The organism is Stenotrophomonas sp. Pemsol, from assembly GCF_003586545.1.
GTDB lineage: Bacteria > Pseudomonadota > Gammaproteobacteria > Xanthomonadales > Xanthomonadaceae > Stenotrophomonas > Stenotrophomonas sepilia.
The window spans coordinates 19,315-42,769 of sequence record NZ_CP025780.1; the positions used below are offsets into that span (position 1 = coordinate 19,315).

Annotated in this window: 25 protein-coding genes; 16 read left to right on the forward strand and 9 right to left on the reverse strand. The window is 66.6% G+C overall.

Annotated features, from left to right (window positions below):
* Positions 1–153 precede the first annotated feature (153 nt).
* From PEM_RS00080 to PEM_RS00105, 6 genes are read left to right on the forward strand one after another with little or no spacing between them, the layout of a single operon-like run.
* Positions 154–630, forward strand: coding sequence for a DUF2244 domain-containing protein (locus PEM_RS00080; protein WP_021202927.1), 477 nt, complete (start codon positions 154–156; stop codon positions 628–630).
* A gap of 11 nt (positions 631–641) precedes the next feature.
* Positions 642–1,598, forward strand: a complete 957-nt coding sequence (gene coxB / locus PEM_RS00085) for a cytochrome c oxidase subunit II (RefSeq protein WP_053498721.1) — start codon at positions 642–644, stop codon at positions 1,596–1,598.
* A 59-nt stretch (positions 1,599–1,657) separates the two neighbouring features.
* Positions 1,658–3,265, forward strand: a complete 1,608-nt coding sequence (gene ctaD, locus PEM_RS00090) for a cytochrome c oxidase subunit I (protein ID WP_005407790.1) — start codon at positions 1,658–1,660, stop codon at positions 3,263–3,265.
* An 8-nt stretch (positions 3,266–3,273) separates the two neighbouring features.
* Complete coding sequence (locus PEM_RS00095; RefSeq protein ID WP_032953854.1) at positions 3,274–3,510, forward strand: hypothetical protein; 237 nt, start codon at positions 3,274–3,276, stop codon at positions 3,508–3,510.
* Positions 3,507–4,097, forward strand: a complete 591-nt coding sequence (locus PEM_RS00100; RefSeq protein ID WP_005415002.1) for a cytochrome c oxidase assembly protein — start codon at positions 3,507–3,509, stop codon at positions 4,095–4,097. Before PEM_RS00095 ends, PEM_RS00100 begins: the two co-directional genes overlap by 4 nt.
* Positions 4,098–4,110: 13 nt before the next feature.
* On the forward strand, positions 4,111–4,986 hold the full coding sequence (locus PEM_RS00105) for a cytochrome c oxidase subunit 3 (protein WP_119706025.1): 876 nt from the start codon (positions 4,111–4,113) through the stop codon (positions 4,984–4,986).
* A 20-nt stretch (positions 4,987–5,006) separates the two neighbouring features.
* Here PEM_RS00105 and PEM_RS00110 read toward each other — a convergent pair whose 3' ends face one another.
* Positions 5,007–5,225, reverse strand: coding sequence for a twin transmembrane helix small protein (locus tag PEM_RS00110; protein WP_005415003.1), 219 nt, complete (start codon positions 5,223–5,225; stop codon positions 5,007–5,009).
* Positions 5,226–5,282: 57 nt separating this feature from the next.
* Between PEM_RS00110 and PEM_RS00115 the strand changes: the two genes are divergently transcribed.
* The 5 genes from PEM_RS00115 to PEM_RS00135 all read left to right on the forward strand — a co-directional run bounded on the left by PEM_RS00115 (position 5,283) and on the right by PEM_RS00135 (position 9,685).
* A complete protein-coding gene (locus PEM_RS00115; protein ID WP_005415004.1) occupies positions 5,283–5,999 on the forward strand; it encodes an SURF1 family protein in 717 nt (238 codons plus the stop codon).
* A 96-nt stretch (positions 6,000–6,095) separates the two neighbouring features.
* Positions 6,096–6,665, forward strand: a complete 570-nt coding sequence (locus tag PEM_RS00120; protein ID WP_119706026.1) for a hypothetical protein — start codon at positions 6,096–6,098, stop codon at positions 6,663–6,665.
* 10 nt (positions 6,666–6,675) lie between these two features.
* Positions 6,676–7,839, forward strand: coding sequence for a COX15/CtaA family protein (locus PEM_RS00125; protein WP_065197307.1), 1,164 nt, complete (start codon positions 6,676–6,678; stop codon positions 7,837–7,839).
* 4 nt (positions 7,840–7,843) lie between these two features.
* Positions 7,844–8,737, forward strand: a complete 894-nt coding sequence (cyoE, locus tag PEM_RS00130; protein ID WP_053498710.1) for a heme o synthase — start codon at positions 7,844–7,846, stop codon at positions 8,735–8,737.
* A gap of 141 nt (positions 8,738–8,878) precedes the next feature.
* Positions 8,879–9,685, forward strand: coding sequence for a calcium-binding protein (locus PEM_RS00135; RefSeq protein WP_095379143.1), 807 nt, complete (start codon positions 8,879–8,881; stop codon positions 9,683–9,685).
* Positions 9,686–9,800: 115 nt separating this feature from the next.
* Here PEM_RS00135 and PEM_RS00140 read toward each other — a convergent pair whose 3' ends face one another.
* From PEM_RS00140 to rpsU, 6 genes are all read right to left on the reverse strand, one after another.
* Positions 9,801–10,772: a bile acid:sodium symporter family protein gene (locus PEM_RS00140; protein ID WP_049453414.1), complete on the reverse strand. Its 972-nt coding sequence runs from the start codon at positions 10,770–10,772 to the stop codon at positions 9,801–9,803.
* A gap of 28 nt (positions 10,773–10,800) precedes the next feature.
* Positions 10,801–11,301 carry a protein tyrosine phosphatase family protein gene (locus PEM_RS00145; RefSeq protein ID WP_072169025.1) on the reverse strand — a complete coding sequence of 167 codons (501 nt, stop codon included), beginning with the start codon at positions 11,299–11,301 and terminating at the stop codon, positions 10,801–10,803.
* A gap of 27 nt (positions 11,302–11,328) precedes the next feature.
* Positions 11,329–13,068, reverse strand: a complete 1,740-nt coding sequence (dnaG, locus tag PEM_RS00150; protein ID WP_119706027.1) for a DNA primase — start codon at positions 13,066–13,068, stop codon at positions 11,329–11,331.
* A 61-nt stretch (positions 13,069–13,129) separates the two neighbouring features.
* Positions 13,130–14,050 carry a YihY/virulence factor BrkB family protein gene (locus PEM_RS00155; protein ID WP_072169027.1) on the reverse strand — a complete coding sequence of 307 codons (921 nt, stop codon included), beginning with the start codon at positions 14,048–14,050 and terminating at the stop codon, positions 13,130–13,132.
* A gap of 105 nt (positions 14,051–14,155) precedes the next feature.
* The gene (locus PEM_RS00160; RefSeq protein ID WP_049438846.1) at positions 14,156–14,599 is read right to left on the reverse strand and encodes a GatB/YqeY domain-containing protein; all 444 of its coding nucleotides are present in this window, start codon (positions 14,597–14,599) and stop codon (positions 14,156–14,158) included.
* A 133-nt stretch (positions 14,600–14,732) separates the two neighbouring features.
* Complete coding sequence (gene rpsU, locus PEM_RS00165; protein ID WP_002808376.1) at positions 14,733–14,948, reverse strand: 30S ribosomal protein S21; 216 nt, start codon at positions 14,946–14,948, stop codon at positions 14,733–14,735.
* 166 nt (positions 14,949–15,114) lie between these two features.
* Between rpsU and tsaD the strand changes: the two genes are divergently transcribed.
* Positions 15,115–16,140, forward strand: a complete 1,026-nt coding sequence (tsaD, locus tag PEM_RS00170; protein WP_072169028.1) for a tRNA (adenosine(37)-N6)-threonylcarbamoyltransferase complex transferase subunit TsaD — start codon at positions 15,115–15,117, stop codon at positions 16,138–16,140.
* A 33-nt stretch (positions 16,141–16,173) separates the two neighbouring features.
* On the opposite strand, the gene PEM_RS00175 is transcribed toward tsaD, so the two are convergent.
* Positions 16,174–16,827 carry a hypothetical protein gene (locus PEM_RS00175; protein ID WP_119706028.1) on the reverse strand — a complete coding sequence of 218 codons (654 nt, stop codon included), beginning with the start codon at positions 16,825–16,827 and terminating at the stop codon, positions 16,174–16,176.
* 520 nt (positions 16,828–17,347) lie between these two features.
* Here PEM_RS00175 and folB point away from each other — a divergent pair.
* The 4 genes from folB to PEM_RS00195 all read left to right on the forward strand — a co-directional run bounded on the left by folB (position 17,348) and on the right by PEM_RS00195 (position 22,050).
* Complete coding sequence (gene folB / locus PEM_RS00180; protein WP_005415016.1) at positions 17,348–17,701, forward strand: dihydroneopterin aldolase; 354 nt, start codon at positions 17,348–17,350, stop codon at positions 17,699–17,701.
* Between the two features lie 91 nt (positions 17,702–17,792).
* Entirely contained in the window at positions 17,793–19,064 is a 1,272-nt protein-coding gene (locus PEM_RS00185) for a mechanosensitive ion channel domain-containing protein (protein ID WP_053498700.1), read from the forward strand.
* 128 nt (positions 19,065–19,192) lie between these two features.
* Positions 19,193–21,367: a glycoside hydrolase family 3 N-terminal domain-containing protein gene (locus tag PEM_RS00190; protein ID WP_005415018.1), complete on the forward strand. Its 2,175-nt coding sequence runs from the start codon at positions 19,193–19,195 to the stop codon at positions 21,365–21,367.
* Positions 21,368–21,495: 128 nt separating this feature from the next.
* Positions 21,496–22,050, forward strand: coding sequence for a hypothetical protein (locus PEM_RS00195; RefSeq protein ID WP_111127782.1), 555 nt, complete (start codon positions 21,496–21,498; stop codon positions 22,048–22,050).
* A 115-nt stretch (positions 22,051–22,165) separates the two neighbouring features.
* Here PEM_RS00195 and PEM_RS00200 read toward each other — a convergent pair whose 3' ends face one another.
* Positions 22,166–23,329, reverse strand: coding sequence for a PQQ-dependent sugar dehydrogenase (locus PEM_RS00200; RefSeq protein ID WP_111127783.1), 1,164 nt, complete (start codon positions 23,327–23,329; stop codon positions 22,166–22,168).
* Positions 23,330–23,455 lie beyond the last annotated feature (126 nt).

The following is a 23,455-nucleotide window of genomic DNA, read 5'->3' on the forward strand; positions in this document are numbered from 1 at the left end:
CAAACCCGGCGAGATTTGTGCTGAATTCGTCATCCGTGCCGCCGACCGCATGCTGTGTTGCAGCATCGGAAAAAGTGTGAATGCACCCTTGCTACCGGCGAGAGGGCGGGGCTACCATCGAGACGTTTCCCGCGGCAGGAACGCGGTTGCGACATGATCGAGGTGCTTCCAGCTCCGGATGGGTCAGGTACGCAGCTGCGGCTGCGTCCCCCACGGGCGCTCGATGCCCGGCAGTTCGTCCTGTTGTTCACCGTGTTGTCGGGTGCGATGTGGCTGGTGTCCGCCCTCGGGTGGTGGGCCGGCAATGCATTCGCCCCCCTGTTCGCGCTGCTGTACAGCCTGGTGCTGGCGGCGGCGCTGCGTGCCTTGTGGCGCAGCGGTGAACGGCAGGAGGAGATCCGGGTAGTGCCGGCGTACGTGGAGGTCATTCCCGTACCCGGTGGATCGCCGGTGTTCCGGGCCCACCCGCATTGGGTGCGCCTGCTCACCGACGATGAGAGGGTCCGGCTGGCATCCAGCGGCCGGCAGGTGGAGGTGGGGAGTTTCCTCGCGCCGGCCGAACGTCAGACGCTCGCAGAGACACTTGAAAGCTTGCTCGCCGCCAGCGATGGCGGCAACCGACGACGCTAAGGGTCTAGGCAATGAAGCAAAGCAGCAGGTGGGGCACGAAGTGCGTGAACGCGGTTGCCGCAGTGCTGGCGACCGGGGGACTGATGCCGGCGTTGGCCTGGGCCCAGGCGGCCGATCCCAAGCCGTGGCAGCTGAACATGGGCAAGGGGGTGACCCAGACCTCGCGCCTGGCCTGGGAATCGAACAACCTTTCGTTGATCATCTGCACGGTGATCGGCGTCATCGTGTTCGGCGCGATGGCCTACGCCATCTTCAAGTTCCGCAAATCCAAGGGCGCGGTCGCCGCCACCTTCAGCCATAACACCAAGGCCGAGATCATATGGACGGTGATCCCGGTGATCATCCTGATCGTGATGGCGTGGCCGGCCACGGCCAACCTGATCAAGATGTACGACACCCGCGATGCCGAGATGACGGTCAAGGTCACCGGCTACCAGTGGATGTGGAAGTACGAATACCTCGGGGAGAACGTCACCTTCACCAGTCGCCTGGACCGGGAATCCGACCGCGTGCGGCAAAGTGGCATCGTGCCGACCCGCGAAAGTCATCCGCACTACCTGCTGGACGTCGACAACCGGCTGGTGTTGCCGGTCGATACCAAGGTCCGCTTCGTCATCACTTCCGATGATGTGATCCACGCCTGGTGGGTGCCGGCGCTGGGCTGGAAGCAGGACGCGATCCCCGGTTTCATCAATGAAGCCTGGACCAGCATCGAGCAGCCCGGGGTGTATCGCGGCCAGTGCGCCGAGCTGTGCGGCAAGGACCACGGCTTCATGCCGATCGTGGTCGAGGCGGTGTCCAAGGAGGACTTCAAGCAGTGGCTGGCGCAGCGCAAGCCTGCACCGCCGGCCGAGCCCGCCCCCCCTGCGGCACCTGCAGAACCGGCTGCCCCTGCGGGCGAAGCACCGGCGGCACCTGCTGCTGCCGAAGCCGGCAATGCACCTGCGGTTGCGGCCAGCGGCGCGTGATGTAAAGCCCGCGGCTGCTCGCGGCCGTGTTGACAACCGATTCTGAGAGGTGTTTTGCAATGGCGCACTCGGCAGTTGGGCACGACGATCACCATCACCACCAGAGTTTCTTCGAGCGTTGGTTCTTCTCGACCAACCACAAGGACATCGGCACGCTGTACCTGGGTTTCAGCTTCATCATGTTCATCATCGGCGCGGCGATGAGCGTGGTGATCCGCGCCGAGCTGGCGCAGCCGGGCCTGCAGTTCGTCAAGCCCGAGTTCTTCAACCAGATGACCACCGTGCATGCGCTGGTGATGATCTTCGGCGGCGTGATGCCGGCCTTCGTCGGCCTGGCCAACTGGATGATCCCGCTGCAGATCGGTGCGCCGGACATGGCGCTGCCGCGCATGAACAACTGGTCGTTCTGGCTGCTGCCGGTGGCCTTCAGCCTGCTGCTGCTGACGCTGTTCCTGCCCGGTGGTGCACCGGCCGGTGGCTGGACGCTGTATCCGCCGCTGTCGCTGCAGGGCGGATACAACGTGGCCTTCAGCGTGTTCGCCATCCATGTGGCCGGCATCAGTTCGATCATGGGTGCGATCAACATCATCGCCACCGTGCTCAACATGCGCGCGCCGGGCATCGACCTGCTGAAGATGCCGATCTTCTGCTGGGCGTGGCTGATCACCGCCTTCCTGCTGATCGCGGTGATGCCGGTGCTGGCCGGTGCGGTGACCATGCTGCTGACCGACAAGTTCTTCGGCACCAGCTTCTTCAATGCCGCCGGTGGCGGTGACCCGGTGATGTACCAGCACATCTTCTGGTTCTTCGGCCATCCCGAGGTCTACATCATGATCCTGCCCGCCTTCGGCGTGGTCAGCGAGATCATCCCGACCTTCAGCCGCAAGCCGCTGTTCGGCTACCAGGCGATGGTGTACGCCACCGCCGCGATCGCGTTCCTGTCGTTCATCGTCTGGGCCCACCACATGTTCACCGTGGGCATGCCGCTGGGCGGCGAGATCTACTTCATGTTCGCCACCATGCTGATCTCGATCCCGACCGGGGTGAAGGTGTTCAACTGGGTCAGCACCATGTGGCGGGGCTCGCTGACGTTCGAGGCGCCGATGCTGTGGTCGGTGGCCTTCGTCATCCTGTTCACCATCGGTGGCTTCTCCGGCCTGATGCTGGCCATCGTGGCGGCCGACTTCCAGTACCACGACACCTACTTCGTGGTTGCGCATTTCCACTACGTGCTGGTGACCGGTGCGGTGTTCGCGCTGATCGCCGCGGTGTACTACTGGTGGCCGAAGTGGACGGGGCGGATGTACAGCGAGAAGTGGGCCAAGGTGCACTTCTGGTGGTCGATCGTGTTCGTCAACCTGTTGTTCTTCCCGCAGCATTTCCTCGGCCTGGCCGGCATGCCGCGCCGCATTCCCGACTACAGCGTGGCGTTTGCCGACTGGAACCTGATCAGCTCGATCGGTGCGTTCGGCATGTTCGTCACGCCGTTCATGATGGCCGCGATCCTGCTGTCCTCGCTGCGCAATGGCGAGAAGGCCGAGGCCCGTAGCTGGGAAGGCGCGCGCGGGCTGGAGTGGACGCTGCCGTCGCCGGCACCGGCGCATACCTTCACCACGCCGCCGACCATCCGCCCGGGCGATCTGGCGCATGACGACATCACGCATTGAGGTGGGGCATGCATAACGAGAGCCCACTGCAGACCTGTAGAGCCGAGCCATGCTCGGCTGACGAAAAGCAGCCGAGCATGGCTCGGCTCTACAACTACGAAGAGCAGCCGACCAGCGGTCGGCCCTACCAGGGCGGAAGCATCGAACAGCAGCGCCAGCGTGCCCGGCGCACGGCGATGTGGGTCGGCGCCATCGCGGTGCTGGTCTACGTCGGCTTCATCCTCAGCGGGGTGATCGGCCGATGAGCGAGGCACCGGCCAGCACGCCGTCACCCAGTGCCGGGCTGCCGCGCCTGATCGGCGTGGCAGTGGCGGTGTTCCTGCTGACCTTCTCGCTGGTGCCGCTGTACCGCATTGCCTGCGAGAAGGTATTCGGCGTGCGCCTGGAACGCGGCCCGGGTGGTGAAGCCAGTACGGGTGCTGCAGCTGGCAAGCGCACCGTGCGGGTGGAGTTCGATGGCGGCGTCAATTCGCGCCTGCCGTGGTCGTTCCATCCCGAGCAGCTGACCATGGATGTGGTGCCCGGCGAACTCAACGAGGCGCTGTACTTCGCCCGCAACGACAGCCAGCAGGCGGTGGTCGGCAGTGCGGTGCCTTCGGTGGCGCCGGCGCGTGCCTCGGGCTTCTTCAGCAAGACCGAATGTTTCTGTTTCACCGCGCAGACGCTGCAGGCCGGCGAGAAGCGCGACATGCCGGTGCGTTTCATCGTCGATCCGGACCTGCCGCCGGAGATCAAGACGATCACCTTGTCCTACACCTTCTACCGCAACGACGCGCTGTCCGATCGGCTGGCCCCGGCCGCCACCTCGGACGGCGCGCACGCCGCACCCTGACCCGGATACCGACATGGCCCAGACACCGACCGACGCCAACGTGTACTTCGTCCCGGCCCAGAGCAAATGGCCCTTCGTGGGCTCCATCGCGATGATGGTGACCATGGTGGGCGTGGCCAGCTGGCTCAACGATGCCAGCTGGGGGCGCTGGACGTTCTACATCGGCATCGCGATGCTGGTGTTGACCCTGTTCTGGTGGTTCAGCGACGTGGTGCGCGAATCGCAGGCCGGCAGCTACAACCACCAGGTCGATGGCTCGTTCCGGATGGGGATGATCTGGTTCATCTTCTCCGAGGTGATGTTCTTCGGCGCCTTCTTCGGCGCGCTGTTCTACACCCGCAACCTGGGCCTGTCGTGGCTCAGTGGCGAAGGCCGCGGGGTGATGACCAACGAGCTGCTCTGGCAGGGCTACTCCGCCGGATGGCCGACCAATGGCCCGGCGGCGATCGGTGGTGCCTTCCAGACCATCCCGGCGTGGGGCCTGCCGCTGATCAATACGCTGATCCTGCTCACCTCAGGCGTGACCCTGACCATCGCCCATCACGCGTTGAAGGCCGGCAACCGCCGCCAGCTGCTGATCTGGCTGGGCCTGACCGTGGTGCTCGGCCTCGGTTTCCTGACCCTGCAGGCGGAAGAGTACATCCACGCCTACAAGGAACTGAACCTGACGCTGGGCTCGGGCATCTACGGTTCAACCTTTTTCATGCTGACCGGCTTCCACGGCGCGCACGTGCTGCTGGGCACGATCATGCTGATCGTGATGTGGCTGCGTTCGGCCAAGGGACACTTCACCCGCGACAACCATTTCGGTTTCGAAGCCGCCGCGTGGTACTGGCACTTCGTCGACGTGGTGTGGCTGATGCTGTTCCTGTTCGTCTACGTGCTTTGACCGCGCACGCATCGGTGGCCTCAGCCGCCGACGCCGTGCGGCTTGATCCAGCCCATGTAGATGCTCACGATCACCAGCAGGATCAACGCGACCGACACCGCGATGCGGCGTGTCAGTGCGTTGACCGTGCGCTTGGTCTGGCCGCGGTCGACCAGCAGGTAATACAGGCCGGCGCCCAGATTCCAGACGATGACGATCAGAAACGCGATTACCAGCAGGGTCTTCAGCGAATCACTCATGCGCGGCTCGAGGGCAGGGTGGATGTGCCTATCTGACCGCGTTTGCGCGGACTTGTCATGATGCGCCAGCACACGCGCGTGCTCGGATGGCTGCTGGCCGTGCTGGCCATGGCCGGTTTCACCGCATTGGGGCTGTGGCAGCTGCAGCGCATGCATGCCAAACAGGCAATGTTGGATGCACAGGGTCCAGCCGTGGCTCAGACGCTGTCGCTGGCCCAGGCGCTGGCAGCGCCCGGTGCGTTGCACGGCGTGGCCGACCACGGTCGCTTCCTTCCCGGCGTGGTGCTGCTGGACAACCAGATCCGGCATGGCCGCGCCGGCGTGAAGATCTATCGCCCGTTCCGCAGTGACGAGGGCAGCGTGCTGCTGGTCGATCTGGGCTGGCGCGCGCTGCCGCCGGATCGCACGCTTCCTGAGGTGCCGTCGCCGCCTTCGCCGGTGGCCGTGCGCGGGTTGCTGGCGCCACCGCCTTCGGCGGGGCTGGTACTGGGTCCGCCGTTCTCCGCCACCGGTGAGGCGGGGCGCTGGCTGGCCAGCCGCTTGCCGGCCGAGGGCCTCGCCGCAGCGCTGGGCCTGCCAACACTGCCCGAGCGGGTCCTGCGACTGGACCCGGCGCTGCCCTTCGGCGACGAGCGTGACATGGACCTGCTGCCAAATACGCTGCCACCGCAGCGACACCTGGGCTACGCCGTGCAGTGGTTCGGCCTGGCCCTGACCGTGCTGGTGGTGGCGCTGGTGCTGGAGCGGCGCAGGAGACGGCCCATCGCCGGGTAGTGTCGGCCGCTGGCCGGCACGCACTCGGATTCCTGGATGCCGGCCAGCGGCCGGCACTACCGGCATCGTTTACCCAACCATGAGAAAATGCCCCACATGAACACTGCTACGTCCCCGCAGGCGCGCGGCTCCGGCCGCCGGACCCTGGTGCTGCTGTTTGCCGTGTTCTTCGGGGCGATGGCGCTGGCCGCGGTATTGCGCTTCTCCGGCTGGCAGCCCACCGGCCACCGCAATGCGGGACAGCTGCTGAAGCCGCCGGTCGATCTGCGCCAGCAGACGCCGACCCTGGACAGTGGCCAGCCCTATCCTTGGAACCCCGAGGCCCGCACCTGGCGCCTGCTGGTGGCACCGGCCGGTGCCTGCGACGCGCAGTGCGTCACTTTGTCGCAGGGACTGGGCAAGGTGTGGCAGCTGTTCGGCCATAACGCCGATAATGTCGAGATCCTGTGGCTGGGTACGCCACCGGCGTCGATCGCCTCGCTGCCCGCGCTGCGGCCGCTGGCTCCGTCGCCAGCCCTGCGCGCGGCGTTGCCGGGCGTCGATGATCCGGCGGGACTGCCGGTCTACGTGATCGATCCGAACGGCTTCGTGATCATGCGCCATGCCCCGGGTTCCGACCTGGGTGGCCTGCGCAAGGACATGGCCACGTTGCTGAAACTGAAGTGAGTCCCGTTTGATGAGCCTTTCCGCGCGTCCGGCGCTGCACCGCAATTTCCACCGCCTGGCGTGGTTCGCCATGATCATGACCGCGAGCACGATCATGTTCGGCGCGTTCGTACGCCTGTCCGATGCCGGCCTGAGCTGCCCGGACTGGCCGACCTGCTATGGCCAGGCCACCTGGCCGCAGCACGTGGAAGAGACCATCGGCCACCCGGCGGCGGATATCCGCCCGCTGGAGACCCACAAGGCCTGGCGTGAGCAGGTGCACCGCTTCCTGGCCGGCGCGCTGGGCATCGAGATCCTGACCCTGGCCCTGCTGGCCACGCGCAAGCGCCGCTTTGGAACCACGGCAGTGGTGACCGCCTGCGTGCTGGTGGCCGCTGGCATACCGCTGTACATGATGGGCTGGCATGGCACCGCCAGCGCATTGGCTCTGGTCGGCGAGGCGATCCTGCTGATCGCCGCGCTGCGCTGGAGCAACATCGACCTGGCACGCGCTGCACTGCTGACCCTGGCGGTGGTGATCTTCCAGGCCTTGCTGGGCATGTGGACGGTGACCCTGCTGCTCAAGCCCATCGTGGTGATGGGGCACCTGCTGGGCGGCATGCTGATGTTCGCGCTGCTGGCTTGGATGGCGTGGCGTGCCACGCACATGCCGATCACCCTGGCCGAGGCGCCGAAGCTGAAGTGGCTGCTGCGCATCGGCCTGGCCGTGCTGGTCACCCAGATCGCACTCGGCGGCTGGGTCAGTGCCAACTACGCGGCGCTGGCCTGCGGCGGCGGCAGTGCCTCGCTGGACAACTTCCCGCGCTGTGCCAACCAGTGGTGGCCGCAGCACAACTTCGTCGAAGGCTTCACCCTGTGGCGTGGCATCGGCGTGGACTACGAAGGCGGCGTGCTGGATGGCGCCTCGCGTATCGCCATCCAGATGGCGCACCGCCTGTTCGCGGCGGTGGTGGCCATCTACCTGCTGTGGCTGGGCGTGCGCCTGTTCCGGTTGCCGAGCATGCGCGGCTGGGCCAGCGCGCTGATCGCGCTGCTGGTGCTGCAGGTCACCCTCGGCATCCTCAATGTGAAGCTGGCGCTGCCACTGGAAGTGGCCGTGGCCCACAACGGCGTGGCCGTTGCCCTGTTGTTCGTGCTGGTCAGCCTGCTGGCCCGCCTGCGCGCCCCGGACTGACTCCATGTTTTCCAATTACCGCCAGTACTGGGACCTGACCAAGCCCAAGGTCGTCGCCCTCATTGTCTTCACTGCCCTGGTCGGCATGGTCCTGGCTGTCCCGGGCGTGCCCAGCTGGGAGCAGGTGCGCGCCGGCCTGCTCGGCTTCCTCGGCATCTGGCTGGCCGCTTCGGCGGCCGCTGCGATCAACCAGTTGCTGGATGCGCACATCGATGCGCAGATGGCACGCACGTCGTGGCGCCCGCTGGTGGTCGGCAAGGTCAAGCCATGGCAGGTGCTGGTGTTCGCCGGCGTGCTGATCGTGCTGTCGATGACCATCCTGGTGCTGTGGGTGAACCTGATCACTGCAGTGCTGACCTTCGCCTCGCTGATCGGCTACGCGGTGATCTACACCGTGTACCTGAAGCGCGCGACCTCGCAGAACATCGTCATCGGTGGCCTGGCCGGCGCGATGCCGCCGATGCTGGGCTGGGCTGCGGTGACCGGCATGCAGGGCTCGTCGGACTGGGCGTACTCGTCGCTGCTGGTGCTGATCATCTTCATCTGGACGCCGCCGCATTTCTGGGCGCTGGCGATCTTCCGCCGCGAGGACTATGCCAAGGCGGAGATCCCGATGCTGCCGGTGACCCACGGCGTGGCGCACACCCGCAAGCAGATCATGGTGTATTCGGTGGTGCTGGCGCTGGTCTGCCTGCTGCCGTACCTGGTGGGCATGAGTGGTGCGTTCTACCTTGGCGGCGCGATCGTGCTCAATGCCGTGTTCCTCTGGTACGCCTGGCGCATGCTCGACCCACCGGATGAGCTGTTCTCGATGAAGATGTTCTATTACTCCATCGTGTACCTGATGGCGCTGTTCGCCTTCCTGCTGGTCGACCACTGGATCCTGCCCTGGTTGTGAAGCACCACCTGTAGAGACGAGCCCATGCTCGGCTGAGGGGGGATTGGAAGAGCAGCCGAGCGTGGGCTCGGCTCTGCACTTGATGTCTTCCAGCGGCGTCGCCATTGCTGTTCCTGACCCCAAGGAAAGGAGCGAGCAGGGATGCATACGATCTTCCGTTGGACCACCGCGCTGATTCTGGCGCTGGGCATGGCCGTGACCGCGCATGCCGACGACACCGCCGCGCAGATCCGCCAGCACGCCGGTGATCACCGCCTGCTGGTGCTGGGCGAATTCCATGGAACCCGCGAGACGCCGCTGCTGGTGCGGCAGCTGGTGGATGACTACAGCCGCACCGGGCCGGTCCTGCTGGCGCTGGAACTGCCACGCGGGGAAACCTCCACGCTGCGCGACTACCTGGCTTCCGATGGCGGGGAGAAGGCACGCCAGCATCTGCGCGGGCGTGCGTTCTGGACCGTGCGCGATGACCAGCATGATGGCCGTCGCAGCCGCGACATGCTGGCAATGATCGAAAGCCTACGCGTGCTGAAGTCGCAGGGACGTGTGATCGACGTGGTTGGCTATGACGTCAACGCCAGCAAAGGCGGCAACCAGGTACGCGATGACCTCATGGCAGCCGAGTTGCGGCGGCTCAATCGAGGCCTACCGGCCAGTGCGCGCATGCTGGTGCTGACTGGCAATGTCCACGCCATGCTGCGGCGGCCGGAAGGTATGCCGCCGGAAATGCAGAGGCGGCCGATGGCCTCCCAGCTGCGGGACCTGGATATCTACAGCGTGCGGTTGGGTGCGCAACGTGGTCAGACGTGGGGATGCGCGGGCGGTTGCATGGCGCGGCCACTTCGAGAGCAGGTTGCCACGGGGCCGCGGGTCGCTGCAGGGGCGGAACGGCCGTACGACCTGTGGGTATGGATGCCGGAACTGAGCGTCGGGACGCTGGTGGATCCGTAGCGTCAGGCAAGCCATCCACGCATGGCGTGGATCTACTCCGGATCACAGGTGTCAGCCGAGCGTGGGCTCGGCTCTACAGTAGATCCACGCCATGCGTGGATGTTCTCCCCTCGGGTCAGGGCTTGCGTCGCGCGTAGCGCTGCGCGATCACGCCGCAGACGATCAGCTGGATCTGGTGGTAGATCATCACCGGCAGCACGATGGCGCCGAGGCTGCCGCCGGCGAACAGCACCTTGGCGATCGGCACGCCCGTGGCCAGGCTCTTCTTCGAGCCGCAGAACACGATGGCGATCTCGTCCTCGCGGTTAAAGCGCAGGCGGCGGGCGATGAAAGTGATCAGCGGCATGGCGATGCCCAGCAGCACGGCGGCCACGACCGCCACGGCCAGCAGCGACAGCAGCGGCGTTTTGCTCCACAGGCCTTCAGTCACCGCTTCACCGAACGCTGAATACACCACCAGCAGGATCGTGCCCTGGTCGGTGTAACGCAGCAGCGCGCGCTGCTTTTCCACCCAGCCGGCAATCCACGGCCGCAGCAGGTGGCCGGCCACGAACGGCACCAGCAGCTGCAGCATGATGCCGCCGATCGCATGCAGCGGGTCGTGCACGCCACCGGAGGTGCCCGCCAGCGCGGTCAGCAGCAGCGGCGTCAGGAATACGCCGAGGATGCTCGACAACGAAGCACTGCACACCGCTGCGGGCACATTGCCATGCGCCATCGAAGTGAACGCGATGGACGACTGCACGGTGGAGGGCAGGGTGCACAGGAACAGCACGCCGAGGTACAGCTCCGGGGTCAGCAGCCAGCCCGACAGCGGCTTGAACATCAGCCCCAGCAGCGGGAACAGGAGGAAGGTGCAGGCCAGGATGGTCAGGTGCAGCCGCCAGTGCAGCATGCCGCCAATGATCGACTCACGTGGCAGGCGCGCGCCATGCAGGAAGAACAGTGCAGCGATGGCGACGGTGGTGACATCGTCCAGGACGATGGCGGCGGCGCCCTTCATCGGCAGCAGCGAGGCCAGGCCGACGGTGCACAGCAGGGCGAGGGTGAAGTTGTCCGGTCGCAGGCGCGACCACCAGCGGGTCATGGTGGGCAGAGTCCTTGGTGCGGAGGGTTCAGGGTGAGGTGACCGGCGTGGCCAGGCGTTGGCGGGTGGCGGCTTCCAGCGAGGTCAGGCCAGCACGCTGGCCCAGCTGAAGGGCCTGTTCGGGGCTGGCATGTTCGTAGCGTGCGTTGACCAGGCCGAGCACGGCGCCGGCGCGGTTGCCGGACGCACAGTGCAGCAGCACAGGCCCCTGGCTCTGCCGCAGGGCCTGGTGCACGGCGCGCACGTTGGCGGCATCGAGCCCCTCGGCACCGGCCACCGGAATGCGCACGTAGCGCAGGCCCAATGATTCGGCAACGCGCGTTTCGTCGAACCCCCGGTCCTCGCCGGGCTGGCGCAGGTCGATCACGGTGCGCACGCCCTGCGCGGCAAGTTCGCCCAGTTGTGCGGCGGAGGGCTGGCCGCCGGCATACAGGCCCGGGCGGACTTCATTGAGCGGGCCATCTGCGGCCAGGGCCGCCAGTGGCAGGCAGAGCGACAACAACAGCAGGCAGGTCAGGCGCAGCAGCATGGTCCTCTCCGTGAAAACGTTCTGCCGCTACAGGCGCAGCCCGGCGCGGGCCTTCAGCAGCTCGCGCAGTTCGTATTTGTCAGTATCATCCAGGCCCTGCTGGCGCTGCTTTGCCAACAACTCCTCCAGACGTTGCACCAGCAGCTGTTTCTCCAGCTGCGCCACCGCGTCGTGCAGTTCCTGGGTCCAGCTGGCCTCGGTGCCAGGCAGGGTCTGTGCCGCCAGGGTGTGCAGCGACGCCTGTTCCTCGCGGCCGTCGAAGTGTTCCAGTAGGGCGCCGGTGCTGATGTCCGGGCGCTGTTCGACCAGCCCCAGCAGTTCCAGCAGCAGCTCCACGCCCGGCAGTCGCAGGCCCTGGAAGTGATGCTTTCCGCCCAGCGTCAGCGCCAGCGACGGCTGCTGCAGCAGCACGGCGATCGCGCCGCGCACCAGGCTGCGCTTGGCCACCGGCTGGATCGTCCGCTGTGGCTGGCGTTGCGGCACCGGCGCGCGCGTGGCCTGGGCTGTGCCACCGAGGCCGGTCAGCTGCGCCAGCTGCTGCTTCATCAGGTCGCCGAAGGCACCGTCGGGAATCTGCGCCAGCATCGGCTTTGCGCGTTCGGCCAGGCGCGCCTTGCCGTCCAGCGTGCCCAGGTTGATCTCGCGGGTCAGTTCATCGAAGAAAAACTGCGACAGCGGCGTGGCCTGCTTCAGGCGCTCGTTGAAGGCCTCGGCGCCCTCCTTGCGCACGATGCTGTCCGGATCCTCGCCATCGGGCAGGAACAGGAAGAACGCCTGTCGGCCATCCTTCATGCGCGGCAGCACCGACTCCAGGGCCTTCCAGCCGGCGCGGCGGCCGGCGGCATCGCCGTCGAAGCAGAAGAACACGTCCGGCGCGTTGCGGAACAGCAGCTCGGCATGGTCCGGCGTGGTCGCCGTGCCCAGCGTCGCCACCGCCTGGGTGACCCCGAACTGGAACAGCGAGACCACGTCCATGTAGCCTTCGACCACGATCAACCGCTCGATCTTCTGGTTGGCCTGGCGCACCTGCCACAGGCCGTACAGCTCGCGGCCCTTGTGGAACAGCGCGGTCTCGGGCGAGTTGAGGTACTTGGGGCCGTCGTCCTTCTCGAACACGCGGCCGCCGAAGGCGATCACCCGGCCACGACGGTCGAAGATCGGGAACATCACCCGGTCGCGGAACTTGTCGTAGACGTGGCCGCGATCGTTCTTGGAGAACAGGCCGGCGCGGTCGAGCAGCTTCATGCGGCGCTCGTCCTTGCCCAGCGCATCGCGCAGGCCGCTGTAGCCATCCGGTGCGTAGCCGATCTGGAAGCGCGCGCGGTTCGCTTCGTCCACGCCACGGCTTTCCAGATACGCGCGTGCCTTCTCGCTGCCTTCCAGATTCTTCTGGAAGAACCTGGTGGCGGCGTCCAGCGCCGAGTACAGCTCGCGGCTGTCGTCCTGCTGCTGGGGGCTGCGCGGATTCTCGTTGCGCGGCACGTCCATGCCGGCACGCTTGGCCAGCTCATCCACCGCGTCGAGGAACTCGAGGCGGTCGTAGTTCATCAGGAAGCTGATCGCGGTGCCGTGCGCGCCGCAGCCGAAGCAGTGATAGAACTGCTTGGTGGGCGAGACCGTGAACGAGGCCGAGCGCTCGTCATGGAACGGGCAGCGTGCGGCGTATTCCTTGCCCTGGCGCTTCAACGGCACGCGGCTGCCCACCACCTCGACGATGTCGGTGCGGGCCAGCAGGTCGTCGATGAAAGCGTCGGGGATACGGGCCATGGGCAACAGGGCAGGGCGCGGTACAGGACCACGCGACGGAACCGGGGGCGGTCGGCCTAGTTTACCCCCTGTCGGGCACCTGGCTGGCGGTGGCCGGATCGATGCCGGCGGCGGCCAGGTGATGGCGCGCGCGCAGGCGCTCATCGATCACCGCGGTCATCAGCGCGCCAACGAAGAAGACCACGGTCGCGTAATAGATCCAGACCAGCGAGATCACCAGGGCGCCCATCGAGCCGTAGGCACTGCCGGGGGCCACGGTGGCGATGTAGACGCCGATGCCGTAGCGGCCCAGTGCGAACAGTGCCGAGGTGATGACGCCGCCGATGAAGGCCTGCCGCCACGCCACGCGGCGGTCGGGCAGGTAGTGGTACATGAAGGCGAACCCCACCGCGTACAGCAGCAGGCTGGTGACGTACCCCAGCGCGGGGAGGATCGAGGGCAATTGCGCGAAGGCCACCTGCAGTACCGTGGTGGCAGTCATCGACAGGATCAGCAGGAAGCCCAGGGCCAGCACCACGCCGAACGAGAACACACGCTTGCGCAGCCAGGCCTTGAGGCCCTCCAGGCGCTCGCCACTGGTGCGGAAGATAAGGTTGAGCGCGTTCTGCAGCTGCGCGAACACGGCCGTGGCGCCGACGAACAGCAGCAGCGTGCTCCACAGCCCCGCCAACGAGCCGACGTCGGGCTGGTTGTCGGCGTTCTTCAGGACGGTTTCGGCCACCGTAGCGGCGCTGCTGCCAGCCACCGAGCTGATCTGGTCGATCAGCGCCTGCTGTGCCGGCGGGTACAGCGAAGCGGTCAACCACAGCAGCAGCACCAGCAGCGGGGCCATCGACAGCAGGGCGTAGAAGGAAACGGAGGCGGCCTGGGTCAGCACGTCGACGTCGATGAAGCGCTTGGCCACCGCCATCGGAAAGCTGTCCTGCAGGCGCTTGAGGTACTTGTGCAGGGACACGGGAACGTTGGGCTCGGGTTCAACCATGGGTGTGGTTGTAGCAGGCGACCGACGAAGGTGCGGTGAAGCGGGTGCATCAATGGGGTCAGAGCCCTTTCGCGTTGCGAAAGGGATCCGACTCCGTGTACCGGATTACGCCAGCTGCTGCTTGACCAGCTTGGACACCAGGCCCATGTCGGCCTGGCCAGCGAGCTTGGGCTTCAGTGCGCCCATCAGCTTGCCCATGTCGGCCGGGCCGGCGGCACCGGTCTCGGCGATGGCGGCCTGGATGGCGGCCACGATCTCGGCTTCGCCCATCTTGGCCGGCAGGTAGGCTTCGATGACCACGATCTCGGCGCGCTCGATCTCGGCCAGGTCTTCGCGGTTGGCCGCTTCGTACTGGCTGACCGAGTCCTTGCGCTGCTTGACCATCTTGTCGAGCACGGCGATCACGGCGGTGTCATCCAGCTCGATGCGCTCGTCCACTTCGCGCTGCTTGATGGCGGCATTGATCAGGCGGATCACGCCCAGCTTGTGCTTCTCGCCCGCCTTCATGGCGGCCTTCATGTCTTCGGTGAGCTGCTGCTTCATGCTCATGAGGAACCTCGTGGTGGTAGGTGGGGCGGGGCGGATGCCCGAACCCGGAAACGCAAAAAGCCGGCGACGCTCGCGCGTGCCGGCTTCGGCTCCATCGCGACGGGCAGGCCCGCCGCAATGAAGATGCGTCCGATCAGTACAGGCGCTGACGCTTGGTGACGTCGCGCGACGAGCGGCGCAGCTGACGCTTCACAGCAGCGGCGGCCTTGCGCTTGCGCTCCTGGGTCGGCTTTTCGTAGAACTCGCGCTTGCGGGTTTCGGCCAGCACACCGGCCTTTTCGCAAGTGCGCTTGAAGCGGCGAAGAGCAAACTCGAAGGGCTCGTTCTCGCGGACTTTGACGCTGGGCATGGAATCTCCGGGACACAGTAGAACCGGGTCACGCCCGGCGAGCCGCACATTATAGCGGCGAATCGACAAACTGCAAGCGGCCAACCCTGAATACGGGCCGGCGGTTCGAAAGCAGTGAGATCTGCACGTCCCCCGAGGGGGCGGCAGGGGCGTCATAATAGCAGGCATGCGAGTCCTTGGCATCGAATCTTCCTGTGATGAGACCGGCGTGGCGGTGTATGACACCGACCTGGCCGGCAGCGCGGCCCTGCGCGCCCATGCGGTCTACAGCCAGATCGCCCTGCACGCCGAATACGGTGGCGTGGTGCCCGAACTGGCCAGCCGCGACCACGTCCGCAAGCTGCTGCCACTGGTACGCCAGACCCTGGCCGACGCCGGCCTGGGCGTGGGCGATATCGATGGCGTCGCCTATACGGCCGGTCCCGGCCTGGTCGGCGCGCTGCTGGTCGGCGCCGGCGTGGCCCGATCGCTGGCCTGGGCGCTGGAGGTACCGGCGGTGGGCGTACACCATATGGAAGGGCACCTGCTGGCACCGCTGATGGAAGACGACCCGCCGGAAGCGCCGTTCGTGGCGCTGCTGGTGTCCGGTGGCCATACCCAGCTGGTGGCGGTGGACGCGATCGGCCAGTACCGGTTGCTGGGCGAGACCCTGGATGATGCGGCCGGCGAGGCCTTCGACAAGACCGCCAAGCTGATGGGCCTGCCGTACCCCGGTGGCCCGCAGCTGGCCAGGCTGGCCGAGCAGGGCACGCCGGGTGTCTACCGCTTCGCGCGGCCGATGACCGACCGCCCGGGGCTGGATTTCAGCTTCTCCGGCCTGAAGACTCAGGTCCTGATGGCCTGGCGCGACAGCGACCAGAGCGAGCAGACCCGTGCCGATATCGCCCGTGGCTTTGAAGATGCGGTGGTCGAGACCCTGTCGATCAAGTGCGAGCGCGCGCTGGAAGCGGCCGGGACCAACGTGATCGTGGTGGCCGGCGGCGTCGGCGCCAACAAGCGCCTGCGCGCCCGCCTGCAGCAGATGGCCGAGCGCCTCGGCGGCCGTGCCTGCTTCCCGCGGCCGGCACTGTGCACCGACAACGGCGCGATGATCGCCTTCGCCGGCGCGCTGCGCCTGCAGGCCGGCCAGCACAGCCCGCCGAAGGTGGATGTGACCCCGCGCTGGGACATGGCGACCCTGCCGGCGGTGTGAACCGATAGCGTCGGGCCATGCCCGGCGGACGCATTACGGACGCCCTGCCAACGGCGACGCCGCCAGCACGGTTGTCGCCCGCTCATGGCGCTGCAGCCAGCCCAGCGTGTGTGGGCACCGGGCATGGATCAGCCGCCCGATCGCGGCCAGGTCGGCGCCGATGTCGCGCTCGAGGATGGGCTCGTGATGGGCGATGCGGTTGCGCAGGTGGCGGATGCGGTCGAGGTCGGCATGGATGGACCGACGAAGGACGGACAGCGGCACCGAGGGTGCGTGTGGCAGCGCCAGGCCCATGGTCCCGGCCCAGATCGAATGCTCGAACCGTCGAGCGAACAATTGCTGCCAGAAGCCGAATCGCAGTTTGGCGATGACCTCCGGTACATCCCGCGGAGCTCCGGCGCTGCCGCGGACTTTGCATAGCGAGGCAAGGGCGCCTTCGGCAGGAAGGCTGCGCAGCAGCGCTGGATGCCAGGGCCAGCATCGACCATAACGATGCACCAGCGCCGTAGCGGCTGCATTGCGGATCACAACTTCACAGATGTGCAACGGTGGCAGGAGAGCAGCACACATCTGCATGTTCCAGGCATAGAGCGTGGCGGGATCGGATACGCAACGAGAAGCGATGCGCTCGTAGGTCGACCATCTCTGCCGGGATAGTGCTGCCTGCAGGATCCTGCTTTCCTTCATCAACTCACTCCCAGGGAACGTGGTTTCACGTTGACCCTGGGAACGAGGCAGGAACATCAGAAAACGGCATCATGATCGTCAGTGTTTTTTCGTGGATCGGCTCGGTTTTTCGGCCGGTCGTCTGCCGTGACGCATTTGCCAATTGACTGGTCTGGGGGGCACTCCTAACCTTGCGGCGTGTGCTCCGGGACTCGCGGCTGGATTCCAGCTTCCCCTGGGGACGTTGAGAGGTACCAAAGGGCCCCGCTAGCAGGGCCCTTTGTCTTTTGAGACACCGGCACAGTCGTAATCGCCTCTTGATCAGCAGGCCTGACCTGCTTCAATTTCAAAGCCTGCGCCACCGGACCCGCGGCTGTTCAACAGCTCCCCCCGGGGACAAACGGTAGTACCAAAGGGCCCTGCTAGTGGGGCCCTTTGTTTTTTCCGGCGCCGTCTCCCTGTCGGCCGCTCACCGCCCGTTCCGGGCAGGGTCACCGCCGTGCCGTTACCATGGCCGCCTGTATTGGCGCTGGTAACCGCAATGGACAAGGTTTTCATCGAGGGGCTGACGATCGACGCCCTGATCGGTATCTACGATTGGGAGCGACGGATCCGCCAGGACCTGGTGTTCGACCTGGAAATGGGCTTCGACAACCGTCGCCCTGCGGCCACCGACGACATCGCCCACACCCTGAACTACAAGGCGGTGAGCAAGCGCCTGGAGCAGTTCGTGCGCGAGTCGGAGTTCGGCCTGGTCGAGACGCTGGCCGAGCGCTGCGCGCAGATCGTGCTGGACGAATTCGACGTGAAGTGGCTGCGCCTGAAGCTGAGCAAGCCCGGCGCGGTGCGCGGCGCGCGCGCGGTGGGCGTGATCATCGAACGCTCGCGGGACTGATCCGGTAAATCCGGCCGCCGGCCGGCAACCCCGGTAGTGCCGGCCGCTGGCCGGCAACCTTGGCAACAACGAAACAGACAGGAGACAACTGATGGTGGACGCGGTGGTGGCGGTACAGTGGCTGGAACGGCTGCAGAACACACTGGAACCCTATCCCGGCGCCTACCTGGCGTTGATGATCTCGGCGCTGCTGATCGCCGCCGGCCTGGCCAATTGGGTGACCAAGCGCATCCTGCTGCGTGGCCTGCGGCGCCTGCTGCAGCGCCTGCCGGGCGCCGAGTCCGGGCGCGGCAGCCACTTGATGCGGGTGATTTCGCGCCTGTCCAACGTGGTGCCCAGCCAGGTGATCGCTTCGGGCATCACCCTCATCCCCGACCTGCCGCCCAGCCTGGTCAACGTCATCATCAAGCTGTGCATCGTGTGGGCTGTGCTGACGGTGTCGATGGCGTTCTCGCATGCGCTGGATGCGGCCAACAGCCTGTACGAGCGCAAGCCCGATGCGCGCAACAAGCCGATCAAGGGCTACCTGCAGGTGGTCAAGATCGTGGTGTTCGTGGCCGCCGGCCTGTCCATCGTCGCCACCCTGCTTGGGGTGAAGCTGGGCCCGCTGGTGACCGGCCTTGGCGCCGCCACCGCGGTGCTGATGTTGATCTTCCAGGACACCATCCTGTCGCTGGTGGCCAGCGTGCAGATCAGTGGCGATGGCCGCGTGCGCATCGGCGACTGGATCGAGATGCCCAGCCAGAACGCCGACGGTGACGTCATCGACATCGCCCTGCACACCATCACCGTGCAGAACTTCGACAAGACCATCACCACCATCCCGACCAAGAAGCTGGTGACCGAGTCGTTCAAGAACTGGCGCGGCATGCAGGAGGCCGGTGGCCGCCGGATCAAGCGCGCGCTGTACCTGGACCAGCACAGCGTCGGCTTCCTGGACGAGGGCGACCTGGCCTTCCTCGGCGAATTCGCGCTGCTGCGCGACTACCTGCGTGAGAAGGAACAGGAGCTGGGGCAGTGGAACGGGCGCCTGCGCGAGCAGGGCGTGGCCGAGGTCAACAGCCGCCGCGTGACCAACCTGGGCACCTTCCGCGCCTACGTGGAGCGCTACCTGCGCAGCCACCCGGGCATCCATACCGACATGACCCTGCTGGTGCGGCAGCTGCAGCCCACCACCGAAGGCCTGCCGCTGGAGCTGTACTGCTTCACCCGCAGCACCGCCTGGAGCGAGTACGAGGCCGTGCAGTCGGACATCTTCGACCACCTGCTGGCGATTCTGCCGGCGTTCGGCTTGCGGGTGTTCCAGGCCTCCAGCGATGCCATGTTGATGGCCGGGCAGCGCCAGATGGCCGGCTCGGAGTAAGCTGCGGTGCTCCCGGTGGGACCATACGGGCCCCGCTGTTGGCTGAAACTGAACGAAGAAACCTCTCGCCAAATGGCTCGGGATCGCTAGAATGCCGGGCTTGTAAACGTTTTCATCAAGGACTGCCGGTGGCCTCCGATCGCATCGAATCCCTCATTGCCCAGATGACCGTCGAGGAAAAGGTCGGCCAGCTGGGTGTCTTCGCGGACATGGTCCGCCCGTTCGCCCCGGACGTGAACCCGGAAGCCAACGTGCGCAATGCCGACCAGGTGCTGCAGCAGGTGCGCGAGGGCAAGGTCGGCTCGCTGTTCAATGGCGTGGGCGCCGAGCTGGGCCGCCGCATCCAGCAGGTCGCCACCGAGGAGAGCCGCCTGGGCATCCCGGTGATCCTGGCCGCCGACGTCATCCACGGCATGCGTACCGTGTTCCCGATTCCGTTGGGCGAGGCCGCCAGCTTCGAGCCGGACCTGGCCGAGCGCACCGCGCGCGCCACCGCCATCGAAGCCACCGCTGCCGGCCTGCACTGGACCTATGCCCCGGCCGTGGACATCGCCCGCGACCAGCGCTGGGGCCGGGGTGCCGAAGGTGCCGGTGAGGACGTGGTGCTGGGTTGTGCATTCGCCGCCGCCCGCGTGCGTGGCTTCCAGGGCAGCGACCTGCGCGCCGCCGATTCGCTGCTGGCCACGCCGAAGCACTTCGCCGCCTACGGCGCGGTGATGGCCGGCATGGAATACAACATGGTGGACATCTCGCCGCAGACCCTGCGCGATGTGCACCTGCCGCCGTTCAAGGCCGCCTTCGAGGCCGGCGCGATCACCGTGATGTCCTCGTTCAATGACATCAACGGCGTGCCGGCCAGTGCCAACGCTGAACTGCTGACCGACATCCTGCGCGGCGAATGGAAGTTCCCGGGCGTGGTGATCTCCGACTACACCGCCGACATGGAGCTGGTCGCCCACGGCTATGCCGCCGACGACCGCGATGCCACCGCCAAGGCGTTCACCGCCGGCCTGGACCTGAGCATGCAGAGCGGCTTCTACGCCGAGCACCTGCCGGGCCTGGTCGAGAGCGGCGAAGTGCCGATGGCGGTGCTGGATGAAGGCGTGCGCCGCATCCTGTGGCTGAAGGAAACCATCGGCCTGTTCGACGACCCGTACCGTTCGCTGGACCCGGCGCGCGAAGCGGATACCTCGCATATCGCTGCGCATGATGAACTGTCGCGCGATGCCGCGCGCCGTTCGATCGTGCTGCTGAACAACCGCGACAACGTGCTGCCGCTGCAGAAGACCGGGCAGAAGATCGCGCTGATCGGCCCGTTCGTGCAGGACCGCGAAAACATCGAAGGCTGCTGGACGCTGTTCGGCGACAAGCAGCGTTACGTCGACCTGGAAACCGGCGTGCGTGCCGCCATCGGCGACGAAGCGCTGCTGGAAATCGTGCCGGGCTGCGAACTGGAAGCGGCCATTCCGGGCGGTACCGAAGCGGCGGTGGCTGCCGCGCTGCGCGCCGATGTGGTGGTGCTGGCGCTGGGCGAACCGCAGCGTTACAGCGGTGAAGCGCAGTCGCGCGTGGAGATCACCCTGCCGCCGGCACAGCAGGCACTGGCCGAGGCCGTGGCGATGACCGGCAAGCCGCTGGTGGTGCTGCTGCGCAATGGCCGCGCGCTGGCGCTGCAGGGCGCGGTGCGCAATGCGCAGGCCGTGGCGGTGACCTGGTACCTGGGTACGCAGACCGGCCATGCCGTGGCCGATGTGCTGTTCGGTGACTACAGCCCGTCCGGCCGCCTGCCGGTCAGCTTCCCGCAGGTGTCCGGCCAGCAGCCGTACTTCTACAACCACCCGCGCACCGGCCGTCCGGAGCTGCCGACCATGTCGGAGTTCAAGGCCCGCTGGCGCGAGATTCCGAACGAGCCGCTGTACCCGTTCGGCCACGGCATCGGCTACACCACCTTCGCCTACGGCGTGCCGCAGCTGAGTGCTGTGCAGCTTGGCTGGGACGACACCCTGACCATCACCACCACGCTGACCAACAGCGGTGATGTGGCCGGGGAGGAAGTGGTGCAGTTGTACATCCACGACCGCGTGGCCAGCCGCGTACGTCCGGTGCGTGAGCTGAAGGACTTCCGCAAGGTGGCGCTGCAGCCGGGGGAGTCCGCCGACGTGGTGTTCACCCTGACCCGCGAGCAGTTGGCGTTCACCGGCCGCGATGGCGTGCTGCGTGCCGAGCCGGGCCAGTTCGACCTGTGGGTCTGCGCCTCGTCGGCCGCCGGCGAAGCCGTGCAGTTCGAACTGCTGAAGGCCTGATCAGAAAAAGGGGACGGAGGGGATTAAGTCGTTTGTGCCACTAACGACTTAATCCCCTCCGTCCCCTTTTTGTTGCCGTCACTGTAGCGGCGCTACCATCGGGCTTCCTGTTTCGATGGAGTGCGCGTATGCGCCGGATGGCCTACCTGATTCCCGCTCTGCTGCTGGCGGCCTGTTCGCAGCCTGAGCCGCCGGCGCAGCCTGCGGCGGATGCGCCGCCGCCGATGGAAGCGAACGCGGCAGCGACGCCTGCCGCTGAACCGGCGGCGCCGGCTGCCGAACCTGCCGCCGCCGCACCGGCCGCACCGGCCGCGGAGGCGCCCGCCGAGGACGCGCGTGCGCGCATCGAATCGCTGCTCGGCGATGCCGCGCAGTTCGAGAAGGTCTTCAACGCGTTCAAGACCGCCGTGGTCGGCGGTGATCGTGCTGCGGTGGTCGAGCAAGTGCGCTTCCCGTTGAACATCAGCGACGGAAAGAAGATCACTGGCCCCGGTGAGTTCCAACGGAACTACGAGAAGATCATCACCCCGGCGGTGGTCAAGGCAGTGTCCGAGCAGGACTTCGGCAAGGTCTTCGTCAACCAGCAGGGCGTGATGATTGGCGATGGACAGGTGTGGTTGAACGGAACGTGCCTGGACAAGGCCTGCACGCAGACCGAGGTGAAGGTCATCACCATCCAGTGAACGCAGACGGCCCCGCACGCGGGGCCGTTTGGCAGGGTAGTGCCGGCCGCTGGCCGGCAACCGCCGGATACCGGAAGGATCCAGGTGCCGGCCAGCGGCCGGCACTACCGGGGCATCAGGTCTTCGGGGTGAGCTTCAGCAGGCGCGCCTTGCTGCCGTCTTCCAGCAGCCACAGGGCGCCATCCGGGCCCTGTTCCACTTCGCGGATGCGCTCGCCCATGTTGAAGCGTTCGGCTTCGCGCGCGCTGTCGCCATCAAAGGCCACGCGCACCAGCGAGGTCGACGACAGGCCGCCGATGAAGCCGCTGCCCTTCCACTGCGGGAACAGGCTGCCGCTGTAGATCATGAAGCCGGCCGGCGAGATCACCGGCGTCCAGGTCACCTTCGGGGCGGCGAATTCCGGGCGGGTGTCGTGGTCGGGAATCGGACGGCCGTCGTAGTGGTCACCGTTGGAAACGATCGGGTAGCCGTAGTTGGCGCCACGCACGATCAGGTTCAACTCGTCGCCACCGGCGGGTCCCATCTCATGCGCCCACAGCTTGCCGTTGGCGTCGAAGGCCATGCCCAGGATGTTGCGATGGCCCAGCGACCACACCTGTGCGGCAACCCCGCCCTGTGAGGCGAACGGGTTGTCGGCGGGCAGGCTGCCATCGTCGTTGAGGCGGATGATCTTGCCGAGGTTGCCGCCCATGTCCTGCGCCGGATCGAACTTCTGGCGCTCGCTGGAACTGATCCACAGCTTGCCGTCCGGGCCGAACGCGAGGCGATGCCCGTAGTGGCCCTCGCCGCTGACCTTGGGGCTCTGCCGCCAGATCACTTTCAGGTTCTTCAGCTGGCCACCCCCGTCGGCATCCAGTGCCAGCGTGGCCCGGGCCACCGCGGCACCGCGGGTGTCGAGCGTGCCTTCCTCGGCGTAGCTGACGTAAACAACATGATTCTGGGCGAAGTCCGGGTGCAGGATGATGTCGCCGAAGCCACCCTGGCCACCATAGGCGACCTTGGGAACGCCGGTGATTTCGTGCTTCTGCCCGTTGGCCGGGTCCAGGTGCTGCAGCGTGCCGCGCTTTTCGGTGACCAGCAGGCTGCCGTCGGGCAGGAAGGTCATCGCCCAGGGCTGGTCGAAGCGGCTGACTTCGGTGGCGGTGAACGGCCGCTGGTCGGTGGCGGTGGCTGCAGGCGCTGTGGCCTGGGCGGTACCCGAAGCCGGATCGGCGGCGTTGCAGGCGGAGGCGAGGATCGGCACGAGGCCGAGGGCGAGCAGCAGGGGCGTACGGGTCATGGGTATCTCCAGGGCGGGGATGCGGATGGCCGGGCTGCCCCTTGTATACCACCGCAGCCGTTACCGTCGTGGCCCGAAGGTCCTGCGCCCCCCTGTGCGGCAGCGGCGGGATCGTCTAGGGTGGGC